Origin of the sequence: Mycoplasmopsis primatum ATCC 25948, from assembly GCF_000702785.1 — a bacterium.
GTDB lineage: Bacteria > Bacillota_I > Bacilli_A > Mycoplasmatales > Metamycoplasmataceae > Mycoplasmopsis > Mycoplasmopsis primatum.
Genome location: NZ_JNJV01000005.1, coordinates 1 through 13725 on the forward strand (window position 1 = coordinate 1; position 13725 = coordinate 13725).

General features: G+C 27.8%; 18 protein-coding genes. 1 reads left to right on the forward strand and 17 read right to left on the reverse strand.

Annotated elements, in window-relative coordinates; genetic code table 4:
- The coding region (locus T386_RS04265) for a hypothetical protein (RefSeq protein ID WP_036459844.1) at positions 1-195 on the reverse strand (195 nt) is incomplete at its 3' end.
- A 249-nt stretch (positions 196-444) separates the two neighbouring features.
- On the opposite strand from T386_RS04265, the gene T386_RS0100915 reads away from it, so the two are divergent.
- Positions 445-1437 (forward strand): histidine-type phosphatase, encoded by a 993-nt coding sequence (locus T386_RS0100915; RefSeq protein WP_029513298.1) that lies wholly within the window; start codon positions 445-447, stop codon positions 1435-1437.
- A gap of 48 nt (positions 1438-1485) precedes the next feature.
- Here the strand turns inward: T386_RS0100915 and T386_RS0100920 are convergent, their stop codons facing one another.
- The 16 genes from T386_RS0100920 to rplN form a co-directional block, all read right to left on the reverse strand.
- Positions 1486-3294 carry a P68 family surface lipoprotein gene (locus T386_RS0100920; RefSeq protein ID WP_029513299.1) on the reverse strand — a complete coding sequence of 603 codons (1809 nt, stop codon included), beginning with the start codon at positions 3292-3294 and terminating at the stop codon, positions 1486-1488.
- 103 nt (positions 3295-3397) lie between these two features.
- The gene (locus T386_RS0100925) at positions 3398-4198 is read right to left on the reverse strand and encodes an ABC transporter permease family protein (protein ID WP_029513300.1); all 801 of its coding nucleotides are present in this window, start codon (positions 4196-4198) and stop codon (positions 3398-3400) included.
- Complete coding sequence (locus tag T386_RS0100930) at positions 4179-5153, reverse strand: carbohydrate ABC transporter permease (protein ID WP_029513301.1); 975 nt, start codon at positions 5151-5153, stop codon at positions 4179-4181. The genes T386_RS0100925 and T386_RS0100930 overlap by 20 nt, the downstream gene beginning before the upstream one ends.
- Entirely contained in the window at positions 5140-6360 is a 1221-nt protein-coding gene (locus T386_RS0100935; protein ID WP_029513302.1) for an ABC transporter ATP-binding protein, read from the reverse strand. Before T386_RS0100935 ends, T386_RS0100930 begins: the two co-directional genes overlap by 14 nt.
- Positions 6361-6439: 79 nt before the next feature.
- The gene (locus T386_RS0100940) at positions 6440-7234 is read right to left on the reverse strand and encodes an alpha/beta fold hydrolase (protein WP_029513303.1); all 795 of its coding nucleotides are present in this window, start codon (positions 7232-7234) and stop codon (positions 6440-6442) included.
- 114 nt (positions 7235-7348) lie between these two features.
- Entirely contained in the window at positions 7349-7639 is a 291-nt protein-coding gene (locus tag T386_RS0100945; protein ID WP_029513304.1) for a hypothetical protein, read from the reverse strand.
- 287 nt (positions 7640-7926) lie between these two features.
- The gene (locus T386_RS04525; RefSeq protein ID WP_029513305.1) at positions 7927-9729 is read right to left on the reverse strand and encodes a hypothetical protein; all 1803 of its coding nucleotides are present in this window, start codon (positions 9727-9729) and stop codon (positions 7927-7929) included.
- 73 nt (positions 9730-9802) lie between these two features.
- A complete protein-coding gene (gene rplO / locus T386_RS0100955) occupies positions 9803-10237 on the reverse strand; it encodes a 50S ribosomal protein L15 (RefSeq protein WP_029513306.1) in 435 nt (144 codons plus the stop codon).
- A gap of 16 nt (positions 10238-10253) precedes the next feature.
- A complete protein-coding gene (gene rpsE / locus T386_RS04270) occupies positions 10254-10958 on the reverse strand; it encodes a 30S ribosomal protein S5 (RefSeq protein WP_029513307.1) in 705 nt (234 codons plus the stop codon).
- 1 nt (position 10959) lies between these two features.
- Entirely contained in the window at positions 10960-11310 is a 351-nt protein-coding gene (gene rplR, locus T386_RS0100965) for a 50S ribosomal protein L18 (RefSeq protein ID WP_029513308.1), read from the reverse strand.
- 18 nt (positions 11311-11328) lie between these two features.
- Positions 11329-11868 (reverse strand): 50S ribosomal protein L6, encoded by a 540-nt coding sequence (gene rplF, locus T386_RS0100970; RefSeq protein ID WP_029513309.1) that lies wholly within the window; start codon positions 11866-11868, stop codon positions 11329-11331.
- 9 nt (positions 11869-11877) lie between these two features.
- Positions 11878-12273 carry a 30S ribosomal protein S8 gene (rpsH, locus tag T386_RS0100975; protein ID WP_029513310.1) on the reverse strand — a complete coding sequence of 132 codons (396 nt, stop codon included), beginning with the start codon at positions 12271-12273 and terminating at the stop codon, positions 11878-11880.
- A gap of 2 nt (positions 12274-12275) precedes the next feature.
- The gene (locus tag T386_RS0100980) at positions 12276-12461 is read right to left on the reverse strand and encodes a type Z 30S ribosomal protein S14 (RefSeq protein ID WP_029513311.1); all 186 of its coding nucleotides are present in this window, start codon (positions 12459-12461) and stop codon (positions 12276-12278) included.
- Between the two features lies 1 nt (position 12462).
- On the reverse strand, positions 12463-13017 hold the full coding sequence (gene rplE, locus T386_RS0100985) for a 50S ribosomal protein L5 (protein ID WP_029513312.1): 555 nt from the start codon (positions 13015-13017) through the stop codon (positions 12463-12465).
- A gap of 2 nt (positions 13018-13019) precedes the next feature.
- Complete coding sequence (gene rplX, locus T386_RS0100990) at positions 13020-13346, reverse strand: 50S ribosomal protein L24 (protein ID WP_029513313.1); 327 nt, start codon at positions 13344-13346, stop codon at positions 13020-13022.
- 8 nt (positions 13347-13354) lie between these two features.
- Complete coding sequence (rplN, locus tag T386_RS0100995; RefSeq protein ID WP_029513314.1) at positions 13355-13723, reverse strand: 50S ribosomal protein L14; 369 nt, start codon at positions 13721-13723, stop codon at positions 13355-13357.
- Positions 13724-13725: the final 2 nt, after the last annotated feature.

Genomic DNA, 13725 nt, shown 5'->3' on the forward strand with positions numbered 1-13725 from the left:
TCTGTCTTCAATCGATTGAAAATCTTCTATTTTTTCTTTTAAAATCTCTAAAAAATTAGGATTAATTTCCTTGAGTGTATTTACATTGCCTAAACAAGCAATTCTTTTAAAACCTTTTGAAAAACCGCCTGATTGAACCACATGACAATAATCAAATTTTCCATTGCTATTTATTAAAATTATATATTTTCCCATATGCTAATTATAGCATAAATTGTATGTAATTGTAATAAATAATTAGTTTTTTTAAATACAAAGTATTTAAGTATAAAAAATGACCCAAAAAATGGGTCAAACTCAGAAACTCGGGAACTTCAAATTCTAAAACAGTCAAAGTTGCTTTTATTTATTTACTAGTTAAATAATTTTTTTAAATCACGTTTTATATTTTTTGTTTATTATTATTTTATACATAAAAAATTAGCATACTATAAAGGAACAATTATGAAAATAATAATTTTTTCAAGACATGGTCTAAGATATCCATTTAATTTTAGAGAGAAGTCAGTAAATATTTATAATAAAGATATAGCAAATTGAAACTTTGATTCAAACAAAACAGCACACTTAACTGATAAAGGTGCATCAATTGAATTAGCATTTGGCAAGTTTTTAAATCATTATCTTAATATTAATAATGAAACTAATATAAAAATTATTGCCAACTCAACCCAAAGAACATATGAAACGGCTAAAATGCTCGCAAAAGGGTTAAAACCTGATTCTAATCAAACAATTGAATGTGAAGACACAAGTTTCAAAAGCGAAAATGAATGATTTAAATTAGTGTACTTTGATTCAAAATATTTTGATGAAAATAAATTGTCTTATTATGACCAAAAAGCCAATAAAAAAGGCATATATGACAAAATCAATACTTTATTTAATTTAGATAAACAATGTAAATATAACACTGAAAAAACAAGTTTACATTTTAAAGATAATGGCTGATTTGAAGCTACTGGTCCATTATTTTATTCATCTAGCACTTCTGATATACTCCAACTTAAATATTACTTTGGTTTTAATGAAAATGATATTTTTAAATCACAAAATTTTATTGATGATCTTAAATTATTGCTTTTAAGTAAAGATTATGTAATTGATGCATTATGAGCTAACAAACAGCTAGCACTTGATAGTCCAAAAAATGTCTATAAATTAATTAAAAAAGAACTTAATAATGATGCTGACATAACAGCTATTGTTGGTCATGATATCAATATAGCAACAATTTTAGCAGCCTTAGATATAGAAGTTCCAAAGCATGGTCAACCTGAAAAATATCCAATTGGATCAAAGTTAATTTTTTATATAAATGATGATAATAGTTTTAGATTAGAATACTTATTTTATGACTATAAGGACATTAGAGATTTTAATACGAATAGCAAGCCAATTGTTATAGAACTCGCTAATAATGCTAAATTTAAATAAAAGTATGCCTTTATGACGGGCATACTTTTTAATGTTAGTATATCTTTATTATTTGATTTTTTCTTCAAAAATTTTAATCATTTCCTCAGAAGATACAGTTGTAGGATTGTTGAAAACTGTACGGTTAAATAATGATGAGCTAATTTTATTAATAATTGATTTTGATTTATCATCAGTAGCATTAACTTTGGCTATAACTTTTCCATCTTTTGATTCTAATTTTAAAATTGATTTAATTGAAAGTAATGAAGACCTTAAATAGTTCAATGTGCTGATTTCATTATCTGCAATTTTAATTGCTGTATTAGTCTTAGAATCAGAAATTTTCTTTTCAAGTTTTTCAATTTCTGATTCAAATCAGTTTGCAGTTCCTTCGTTAACAACACTTTTGAGTGGAATAATATAACCTGTTGTTTTGGCAAAAGTTTTTCAATTTTCTTCTGCTACTTCTGGATTAGCAATTTTATTAGAACCGGTGTATAGTCATTTTAAAAACATTTTGGTTGCTTCATTTGATTCAGCGTCTTTTGTATCAATACCTAAAAGACTAGAACCACCTTCATGGAAAATTTCTTGTTGTCCTTTTTGAGCAACAGTTAATTGAGGTGCCATAAACACATCTTCGTCTCTTGCGTTCATTTTTTCAAATTTATCAGGGTCTTCCTTGCCAAAGTAATCTTTTGAAAATGGCGTGTTTTTATTTTGATTTGCCCCAACACTAGCTGCAAAACTTATTGCGCTTTTGTATTCTCTAATATTCCATGAACCTCACTCAACTTTAGCACTTTCCATATATTTTATAGATTGAAATACTTTATTATTTTTATCAACTTCATGTTTATATATAGAAATAGATTTTTCGTAATCATTTCATAATTTGGTAAATTTTTCTTTAACTTCACTGTCGTTAGGCAAATTATATTTAACTTTAAAAGTTCCTGTTGAAGTGTCTAAGTCAAAAATTGATTTATCTTTTGGCAAGCTAGCGTGCAATTCTTTAATGAATGTATCTTCTTCATAATCCATTGATAATACTTCACCAGTAATTGTATCTTTGTTGATTTTAGCTGTATCTAATTGCACACCTTTATGAAAGGCAAGCGCTAAATCTCTAATGCTTTTAATTGATTGGAAGGTTTCATCATTAATAGTTAAATCTTTAAAAGCATCAGCAGTTTTTAACTTTAAGGCTTTTCAAATACTGTTTTCAGGAATATCATTTCCTACACCAGCAACACCAGCTTTTCTTGCTCTTATCACTATATCTGCTTTTTCATCAATTGTGCCTTTACCTTCTTGAATTAAATTTAACATTAAGTTAAGAAGGTCTAAATTATAAACAACTGAATCAACATCAGAGTTATCAAATGGAATACTATAAATTTTATCCTCCTTAGAATTTTGACCGGCTAATTTTGAGTGTAAGTCAGCAATTTTACTATTGAATAATGATTTATTAATTCCTTGATCTGATACATCAAGCAATCTTCTGTCTTGATTTAAAACATATGCACCTGATTGAGCACCTAGAACAAGATTAGGAAGTGCTTGATTATTTCCTAAAGTAATATTTTCTTTTATTTTTTTAATTAATTCAAACTCGCTTCATATTTTGATATCTTGTGCAAATTGCATTTTAACCGGTTTGAACCCTGTTTCATTTTTAAAAGTTTCGTTATAGTATTTAACTAATGCTTTAATTCCCATACTTAAAGGAAAGAATGGTCCTTGTGGCATAGCAAACACAATCTCATTTTTTTTATCTTTTGGTTTTTCATCATTGCAGGCAATAGTAGAAGCAGGAATGATGCTTGTTGCAACTAATGCCGCTGAAATTTTAAAAAAATTTCTTTTCATTTTTCTCCTTATATTTATTAAATAAAATAGTTTTTTTAAAATTGAGACTAAATTATAATACTGTTATAAAAAGACATAATATTCATATAAAAATTTCCATTTTTTAATTGAATCTTCTAATTTTTTTACTAAATACAAAATAAATAATTAAAGGTATTAAAACGGAGATTAGTGCACCAGCAGCTTGAATGTTATATTTAACAAAACCAGGTTCATGCCCTAGATTTAAATATCATATAGTAAGGTTTGAATAGCCCTCAGTTAAAATGTACAAAGGTCATAAATAATCATTTCACACCGAAACAAATGAAAAAATGATTAACAGAAAATATGCTAATTTTAATTTTGGCAAATAAACATATATTAATTTATCAAATCATTTAAGATTGTCATTTAATATTATTTTTTCTTTTTCAACACTAGTGTGTTTAGCAATGTTAAAAATATATGTAAATGTGAAAAATGAAAATATTGCATTTGTTACAAAAGCAAAAACAGTAGCAACAAGATTAAGTCTCAATAAAACAAACTTCAAACTTAAATAGATTGAAAATTCAGGTATTAAACTTATCATTAGAAAAAAATATTGAAATATTTTTTGATATATTTCTTTCATTTTAAGCAAACCAGCAATAGCTAATGAGTAAGTTATTATTCTTAACAAAATCAGTATTGTAGAAAAAACTAATGTGTAAGCGAAAGCAATAAAAAAAGGTTTAGCAAATAAATCACTAAAATTTGACCAGTTCCATTCTTTAATTAACAAAAATATTTTACTATCAAGTAAAGATCTATCAGACATTAATGCATATAAAAGTAAATAATATAATGGGAATAAAACCATTATACATAATAGACAGATTATTAAATATTTTCCAATTTCTTTACCTAACTTTAATCACATTTTGAGCGTCCTTGTTTTTAAATTTTAAGTATCAATATTTTATTTTTTTACTGATCTTCAGTATATATTTAGGTCTAAGCAATTGAACTAGACAAATAATAAATAGTAAATATATAAAACTAAAGAAAGCTGATGCATAACCTTTTTCAAATTCTAGTGAACCATTTAAACCACCGCCCATATATTTGATTGTATAACTAGTAAGAGTGTGAGCTTTTCATAAATCAATATCATAAGTTGAATCAAGCAGAACATCAGGTAATAGCAGTGATGCAAAAATAAAATTAGTGAATATAATAGAAAAAAACACTTTTGATATTTGATTAATATATATAAATCTAATACGTTGAATTAATGATAAATTATCATTAATCATCATCTTTTTATATTTAATATCAGCAAGGTTAATAGCTGAGGCTAGTAAAACTGTGTTAAATGGTAATGATCTTCAAATTTGAAAAATTGAATAATAAATTCAAATTGGAATTCTTTTATTTCCGTTAGTAAAACCATATTCATTTTGACCAATAATCTTGAAAAACAGCCCTTTTTCACCAAAAAACAATGTGAATGCAATTCCAACAGCAAAGCTTGAAATAAAGAACTGTGAAAAAATTAGTGTGAGAAAAAAGTTTTTTGAAATTTTAGAAAGTATTGATTCAATTAATAGCGCAAAACCAAAAGCAGCACAAAATGAAATAAATGTGGCAACAAATAATACAGCCGTTGAGTTTTTAATAGCGCTTAAAAATTGATCATCATTTCAAATTTTTTTATAATTTCCCATCCCTATTTTATGTATGGTGTGATTTGTAGGGTCAGGATAAAATTTAAGTGATGAAGCAAATGTTCTAAATATTGGTATTAATGTGAAAATTAATATACAAATTAGTAAAGGAGCAATAAGAGCAAAAATGGTTAATAGTTTAAAAATTTTAGGATTATTTTTTTTCATAAACTCTGTTTCCTTTTTCATCAAACAATAAAATATCAGAGTCAGAATAATCTAAGCAAACCTTTTGTCCGATTTCAAAATCATCATTATTTAGAACAACTTTTCACACTTCATCATTGCTAGCTTTGATATCATAATGAGTCAAATCACCAAAATTCTTTTTACTAATAATTTGATAAGGACTATTATCGTCTTTTTTTAAATGAATTTTGTATGGCCTAATGTAATAGCTGATGTCGTTTTCTTGTTTAACGAAATTTATTTCTGGTGAACCAATAAATTTAGCGACAAATAAATTTGCTGGATTTTCATACATTTGCGACACATTAGAAAATTGTTGGACTTCACCTTTATCCATTAGAATGATTTTGTCACTGATTTTAATAGCATCATGTTGATCATGTGTTACTAAAATAATGCTTAGATTAAATTCTTTTTTAATGTTAATTAGTCAATCAATAGTGGACTCTTTTATTTTTGCATCTAATGCTGAAAATGGTTCATCCATTAAAACAAGAGCAGTTCTTTTGATTATTCCCTTAGCAAAAGCTACTCTTTGTTTTTGACCTCCTGATAGTTCATTAACATTTCTATTTAATAATTTTTCAATTCCTAATTTTTGTGCTATTTGTTCTAATTCTGATTTAAATAAAGTTTTTAACCTAATTGAATTTAAAAATTTAAACTTGCTTTTATTATTTTTGTTTCAAAATAAAAATCAGATCAATTTAAAATATTTCAACTTTTTTATAAAGTTACTCTTTTTACTATCACTAACAGCATCTAAATATTCATTGTAGATTTTAATTAATTTGGTTGCTGTTATATTGCTAAAATAATTATCTAAAAAGTTTTTTCTAACAATATTTTTCCATTTTTCGCTGTTTTTAGCACTTAAAAAGACATTATTAAAAACTGATACATTCTCATAAACTGAGTTTTCTTGCATAATATACGCTATTTCATTCATTTTAGGATCACCATCAATAGAAATAGTGCCCTTGCTAGGTTTAAGATAACCTAATAATAAATTTAATAACGTAGTTTTACCTGAACCTGATGGCCCAAGCAATGATATGATCTCATTTTTAGGTAATTTTAACTCCTTAATTTGAATATCGAACTGTTGTTGTTTTTTGTTATATTTAAATGCTAGATCATCTATTTTAATTAGAACATTATCATCTTTTCTTGCTGAATTGTCCATAGTGATAATAATTATAAAATATCTATAAAAAAGCATAATATAAAAAGTTTGAAGTTATGAAACTTCAAACTAATTATTATTATTTAGTTAAAAAATTGCTTAATATTTTAATAAATGCTTCTCAATTTTCTTCAAACATCATATGTCCTGTTTTTGGAATAAATACAGTTTCTACATTTGAAACCTTTTCTTGATAGTATTTAAGACAATTATCTTTATCTATGACACCATCTTTTTCACCTAAAATTAAGAGTGCAGGCACTTTAATTGATTCTAATCCTTTTTCGATTTCATTATGCAATGATAAAACAGGTAAAGATAAACCAAGTTTAATAATAGTTGGGTTATTGTATTCCATAGGGTCAAAATTACTTTGTGCTTCTTCCATCCATTCTTTATTTGATGTAAATTTACTAATGTCGTAATATAAAGCTTCTAAAAAAGTTAAATATTCATCAAATGTTTTAGGGAAATAACTATTTTTATAATCAGTAGCGCGAGCTAGTGAGGTTTTATTCATAGGTGCAATAAAAACCATTTTCTTAAATAAATCTGGACGTAATTTGTAGGCCAATGCTATTGTTCCGCCACCCATAGAATGTCCTATTAATGTAACATTTTTTAAATTATTTTTTAAAACAAAGTCAACAACTAATTGGGCAAATTGTGGAACAGAAACATCGTGATTATTAACAGCTTTTACACCTTGATTGCCTGGAAATTGCAATGCATAATAATTAGATTTTGTTCAATATTTTTCAAATGTTTTAAATACCTCTGGCGAAGAATTAAAACCATGACAAAAAACAATATTTTCATTTGGATTATTATTATCTTTAAATGTGTATTTATAATCGTAAATTATTTTATTCATTTGAACCTTTCAATAAATATGATTTATAAATTTTGATTAATACTTTGATAAAAAACTAAAAAGACAGTATGACTTTTTAGTTATATTAAATATGAGGTAGATAATCAATACTTATTATTTACCAGGTTTATTAGGTAAAATTTTTGCTGCTTCAATTAACACTGCTAGCGCTGCAATAGCAATATCGCATTCAGTATCATTCATTTTAGCAATTTGTTCATCAGTGTATTTTTCTTTTTCAGGAACTACACCACCCTTTTTTTCATAAATTTTTACTAATTCATTATATTTTGCTTTAACTTCTCTTTGTTTTTTTGTTAATTTGGTGCAAGCAACAACTGTTAATGGTAATGATATTGCTGCCATTGTAGCACCACCACTTAATAATATTTTTTTATAGTTCATAAAAACTCCTTAATTTTCTTATTATTAAAATGTATTTACTATAACAAATGATACCAAAAATTGAAAATGTTGCTTCTTTCTATGATATATTGGAAAAGATTCTTAGTGTTTTATAGTTAATTTTGAGCCTTAATGAATATTTGAATGCAAAATATATTCCTCATAACTAAAATTGACTATAGTTAAGACTTTCCCAGTTAGCAAATCAAAAATTCCATATACGTCTTTTTTATAGGCATATATGGAATTTTGCTAAATTTAATTACAATGTAAATTTTTAAAATATTTTAGTTTAAAGTAACAGTAATAGTTTTCTCAATTGATATACTTTTTTCTGTTAGAATGTAAGCATTTGGATTATTTTTTACTGAAAAAGTAATTTTAAAATGGTAATCACACATTAACTTATTATTTTCTTTTTGGAAATTATCTATTTTAACAAACTCTACATATGCGCCAGATAATGAAAATTTATTATTATTGCTATCAACGACTAAATCTTTATCTTTATCATAACCTTTTATAATTAGACTTTGGCCGGTACCAAGAAATATCATATTTCAAATGTTATTATCTTCAACTATATTTCCTTTTTCAGCTGGGCGAATAATATTTCAATAACCGTTTTGTGAATTAAAATATTTGCTATCAGTTGTTAAAAATTTTTCTTTATTTGTTGAATTATTGTATAACTCAGCTAATTCTTGTTTAATCTTTTCTCATTTTGGATTTTTAGGATTTTTTTCTGTTATACCAAAATTTTTAAAAAAGTATTCTTGACTAAGTTTTTTGAAGCCTGATATAGTAACTTCTTGAGACTTAGAGACAGTTTCATTTCCTGTTTTATCATATCCAATCAAAGCTACTTGTAAATGAAGTTGACCGCTTAAATCATCATAACCAGCAGATTGAATTTGGTATGAAAAGGTTGAAAAGCCATATTGCGCTTTATAATTATTTTCTTTTTCAAATTTAACAAATGCAGGATCTAAATTGGCTTTTATTTTTTCATAAAAGTATTTATATTCAGAAGCGTAACTAAAATCTTTTTTTGCTTCTCTTATATCTTTAATAAATTTAACTTTGTCATGCAATAAATAACTTAAAACATCTTCTTTGGTATAAGAGTGATCATTTGGCAATGCTTTTCTAAGGTTTTCAAAAATCACCACTTCTTTGTTTTCTCATTGACTATTAATATAATGCTTATAAATTAATTTGATTTGCAATTTTAAAAAATAATCTGAACCATCTTTATAAATTTTAAAGATTGGGGCACTATAACTTGGATAGGCAGTTTCTTTTAAAAGGTTTAAAACATCAATAAGATTATGATCTTTTGTAAAACATTGAAGTTCAGTAAAATAATCAAATAATGCCTTTGATTCCATTTTTAATAAATCATCAATAGTTTTATTTTCTTCTATTAATTTAATGTTGCTAATTTTAATATTGAGATCATCTGATAATTTATCACCAACCCTAGGTGTTAAAAAGCCATCAACTTTAACTGATGTTGAAAATGAATTATTATTATATAAACCATCAATATTTAAATTTATAAAACCTTTTAAATCATCAATTTCACTTATTTTAATGTTAGTTAAATTAAATTTATCATTTTTTAATGGCTTTATCCTATCAAAATTATTTGAGGCATAATCATGAACATTAAAATGGAATAAACTTATTAATTCACTACGATGTTTAGCATCATCATATTTTTCTGACTTGTCATTTGGCTTATCTGGATTAGGCTTATTAGGATTATTAGGCTTGCTTGGTGTATTTGGTTCATTGGGTTTGTCTGGCTTGCTTGGTGTATTTGGTTTATCTGGATTGTTTGGTGTATTAGGGTTGTTAGGAACATTGGGCTTGCTTGGTGTATTTGGTTCGTTAGGTTTATCTGGGTTGTTTGGTGTATTTGGTTCGTTAGGTTTATCTGGGTTGCTTGGATTATTAGGGTTGCTTGGTGTATTTGGCTTATCAGGCATACTATTATCTTTGTTTGAGCTATTATTACATGATGATAGCGCAATAGTAAATGGTAAAATGCCTGCTAATGAAGCTAAAATTAATTTTTTTCTCATCATTCTCCTTTGGATTTTCTTAGTCAAAAAAAATTATAAATATAAAATTTATAATTTAGTTTGGTTAATATAATTAAAGAGTTACAAATTTTCCACCAGCTTTTTCAATAGCATCAATAGCTGATTTTGAAGCTGCATGAAGTGAAACATTAAGTTTTTTGGTTAATGTACCATTGCCTAATAATTTAACAGGCATTGATCTTTTGATTAAGTTTGCTTTAAAAAGCGATTCAAGATCAACAGTGGCATTGGTTTTGAAATTATTTTCAAGATCGATTAAATTAATAATTTGATATTCGATGTGATTAACATTAGTAAAACCACGTTTTCCGATACGACGGAATCATGGAGTTTGACCACCTTCAAATCCTAATCTGTGTCCGTGTCTTTTATTTTGACCTGATTGACCTTTGCCAGCTTGTTTTCCTTTGCCGGCTGCATGACCACGTCCAACACGATGTTTTTCCACACGAGAACCTGGATTAGATTTTAAATTACTTAATTTCATAATTTCTCCTTATAGTTTATTTAGCAAGAAGGTCTTTAACTTCTTTATCACGAATATCAGCAATTTGTTCAGGCATTCTTAATTGTTGTAAAGCTTTAAGAGTAGCTCTAACGATATTAGCTTTTGAACGAGAACCATAGGTTTTTGTGTAAATATCAGTATAACCAGCTAATTCAACAACAGCACGTACTGTACCTGATGCTACAAGACCTTTACCTTTTGGAGCAGGTTTAAGCATTACACGTGATGCTAAAAATTTAGCATGAATTTCATGTGGAACTGTAATTTTGTTGAAAATTGGAACTGTGATTAAGTGGTTTCTTGCATCTTTAACAGCTTTTTTAATTGAATCTGGAACTTCATTTGCTTTGCCGTGTCCAAAACCAACTCTACCTTTTTTATCACCCACAACTACAAAAGCTGCAAATGAGAATCTACGACCACCTTTAACAACTTTTGTAACACGACTAATATTTACAACTTTTTCGCTAAATTCATTGTTTGATTCACCAAAACGTGTTTTGTTTTTCACTCTTGGTTTACGGTCAACAGGTTTTTTAGCAGCAGTTTCTTTTGAATCTTGACCTGTTTTCTTTTCTCAAATTTGTTTTTTACCGCTTCCATCGGTAGGTTTTTTAGCTTGGTTCACGTTTTGTGTTCTAGTAGCAGGTCTTTTAGTTTCAACCTTTTTTTCTACTTCTTTTTTTTCTACATCTGCCATATTAGAATTTAACTCCTTTTGATCTTACGCCTTCTGCAAAAGCTTTAACACGTCCATGATAAATATAGCCTGAACGATCGAAAACGATTGACTTAATTTTTAAACCTTTAATAATTTCACCCATTTTTTCGCCAAGTATAGCAGCAGCTTTAATATTACCGTTGTACTTGCCTTTTTCTAATGTGCTAACGCTTGCTAATGTAGTTCCCTTTGTATCGTCAATTAATTGAGCATAAAAGTTTTGAAGTGATTTAAATACGCATAATCTAGGCTTAACAGCAGTGCCTTTAATTTGTTGACGTTCACGTGTATGTTTGATAACACGTGCTTGATTTCTTGATAATGTTGCCATTTATAAATCCTTTCTCAACTACTTAGAAGCAGTTTTTCCTTCTTTACGACGTATAACTTCATCTTTATATGCCACACCCTTGCCAGAATAAGGAATTGGCTTACGTGTAGCACGCACAACTGCGGCAAATTGACCAACGATTTCCTTATCAATTCCTGAAATAGTTAACTCTACTGGTTTAGGAACTTCGACTTTTATACCAGCAGGAATTTCTAAATTAATAACATGAGAAAAACCCGCTGAAACTTCCAAAATGTTGCCTTTTAATACAAATTTAAAACCAACACCTTTGATAACTAACTCTTTTTTATATCCTTGTGACACACCAATAAGCATATTTGACAATAATGCATTAGTTGTACCATGTAATTGTTTAGTTGCTTTTTCTTCATTAGCTCTAATTGTGCTAATTGAATTGTCTTCAATTTTAATTGCAATTAATGGACTGAAACTTTTTTCTAATTTTCCAAGAGGGCCTTGAACTGTCACTAGTGTACCGTCTTGAACAATTGATACACCAGCAGGAATAGTTAATACTCTATTTCCAACACGCGACATCTTAACCTCCTATCAAATGTAGGCAAGTACTTCACCACCTACATTTTCCTTACGAGCTTGTTTTTCAGTCATTACACCTTTTGAGGTTGAGATAATTGCAGTACCATAACCTGATAATACAGATGGTAAATTATTTGCCTGTGCATATACTCTAAGACCTGGTTTTGAGATACGTTTGAAGTCAATAATGGCTGATTGTTTGCCTTTATATTTTAATGAAACTTCAAGCACTTTATCTTTACCATTACCTTTGGTTATAAAACTTGAAATGTATCCTTCTGCTAAAAGAATATCTAGAATTTTGGCTTTTTTGTTTGAAAAAGGAATAATTACAGTTTTAAATTTTCTTTGATTAGCGTTTTTAATTCTAACAATCATATCTGAAATAGGATCTATTATAAACATAATTATCAACTCGCTTTCTTCATGCCTGGAATTTTGCCTGCGTGAGCTAATTCACGGAAACAAATACGGCAGATTTTATATTTTCTTAAAACTGCATGTGGACGTCCACATAATTCACAACGTGTGTAAGCACGCGATGAGAACTTAGGACATTTTTTTTGTTTTGCTTTTAATGAGCTTTTTGCCATATTATTTATCTCCCTTAACAACTTTTGCAAATGGAATACCAATTAATTCTAGTAAGCTTTTAGCTTCATCATCATTATTTACTGATGTGATAAGTTGGACATCAAGTCCCTTAATTCTTCTAATTTTGTCAAATTCAATTTCTGGGAAGATAATTTCTTCCTTAACACCTAATGAATAATTTCCTCTACCATCAAATGCTCTTGGATTAGCACCACGAAAGTCACGAATACGAGGCATAGCTACATTAATAAGTTTTTCAAGAAAATCTCACATTCTGCCTCTTCTTAATGTAACTTTTCCACCCATTGGCATACCTTCACGTAATTTTCATGAAGCATTTGATTTTTTAGCACGAGTTTGGAAAGGTTTTTGACCTGAAATAAGTGTTAATTCATTAAGCACTTCTTCAATAGCTTTTGAGTTTGAAACTTCTTTACCAGCAGTCATATTAAGCACAATTTTTTCTAATCTTGGCACTTGCATAATTGACTTATAGTTATATTTTTTAACTAAAGCTGGAACAACTTCTTTTTGATATTTTTGTTTTAAATCCATAATTAAAATTCCTTCTTAGTTTTAGTTAAAATACGAACTTTTTTATTGTCTTTGCCTATTTTATAGCCAATTCTAGAATATTGAGCTGGTGCATTTTTTGTTGCTTTTCTAGTTAATACTGAAAGATTTGAAACATGAATAGGAGCTTCGACTTTTTTAATTGAACCATCGCTGCCTTGACTTGGTTTAACGTGTTTTGTTACTAAATTGATACCTTTAACAATTGCTCTATTGCTATTAAGATCTACTCTAACAATACGACCTGTTTTGCCTTTGTGACTTCCAGCTGTAATAACTACTTCATCATTTTTTCTAAATTTGATTTTCATAATTACCTCTATAACACTTCAGGAGCAAGTGAAACAATTTTTAAATAACCTTTATCACGCAATTCACGCGCAACAGGTCCAAAAACACGTGTACCCCTTGGAGACTTATCATCTTTAATAAGCACAACTGCATTGTCATCAAAGCGAATATGTTGTCCATTTGGACGGTGAATTCCATAACTTGATCTAACAATAACAGCCTTTACTATTTGACCTTCTTTAACGATTCCAGTTGGAATTGCTTTTTTAACTGAACATATAATAACATCACCAATATTTGCTGTTTTTTTACGTGAGCCGCCTAATACTCTAATAACTCCCACTTCTTTTGCGCCTGAGTTATCAGCTACATTTAATCTAGATAATTCAATAACCATAG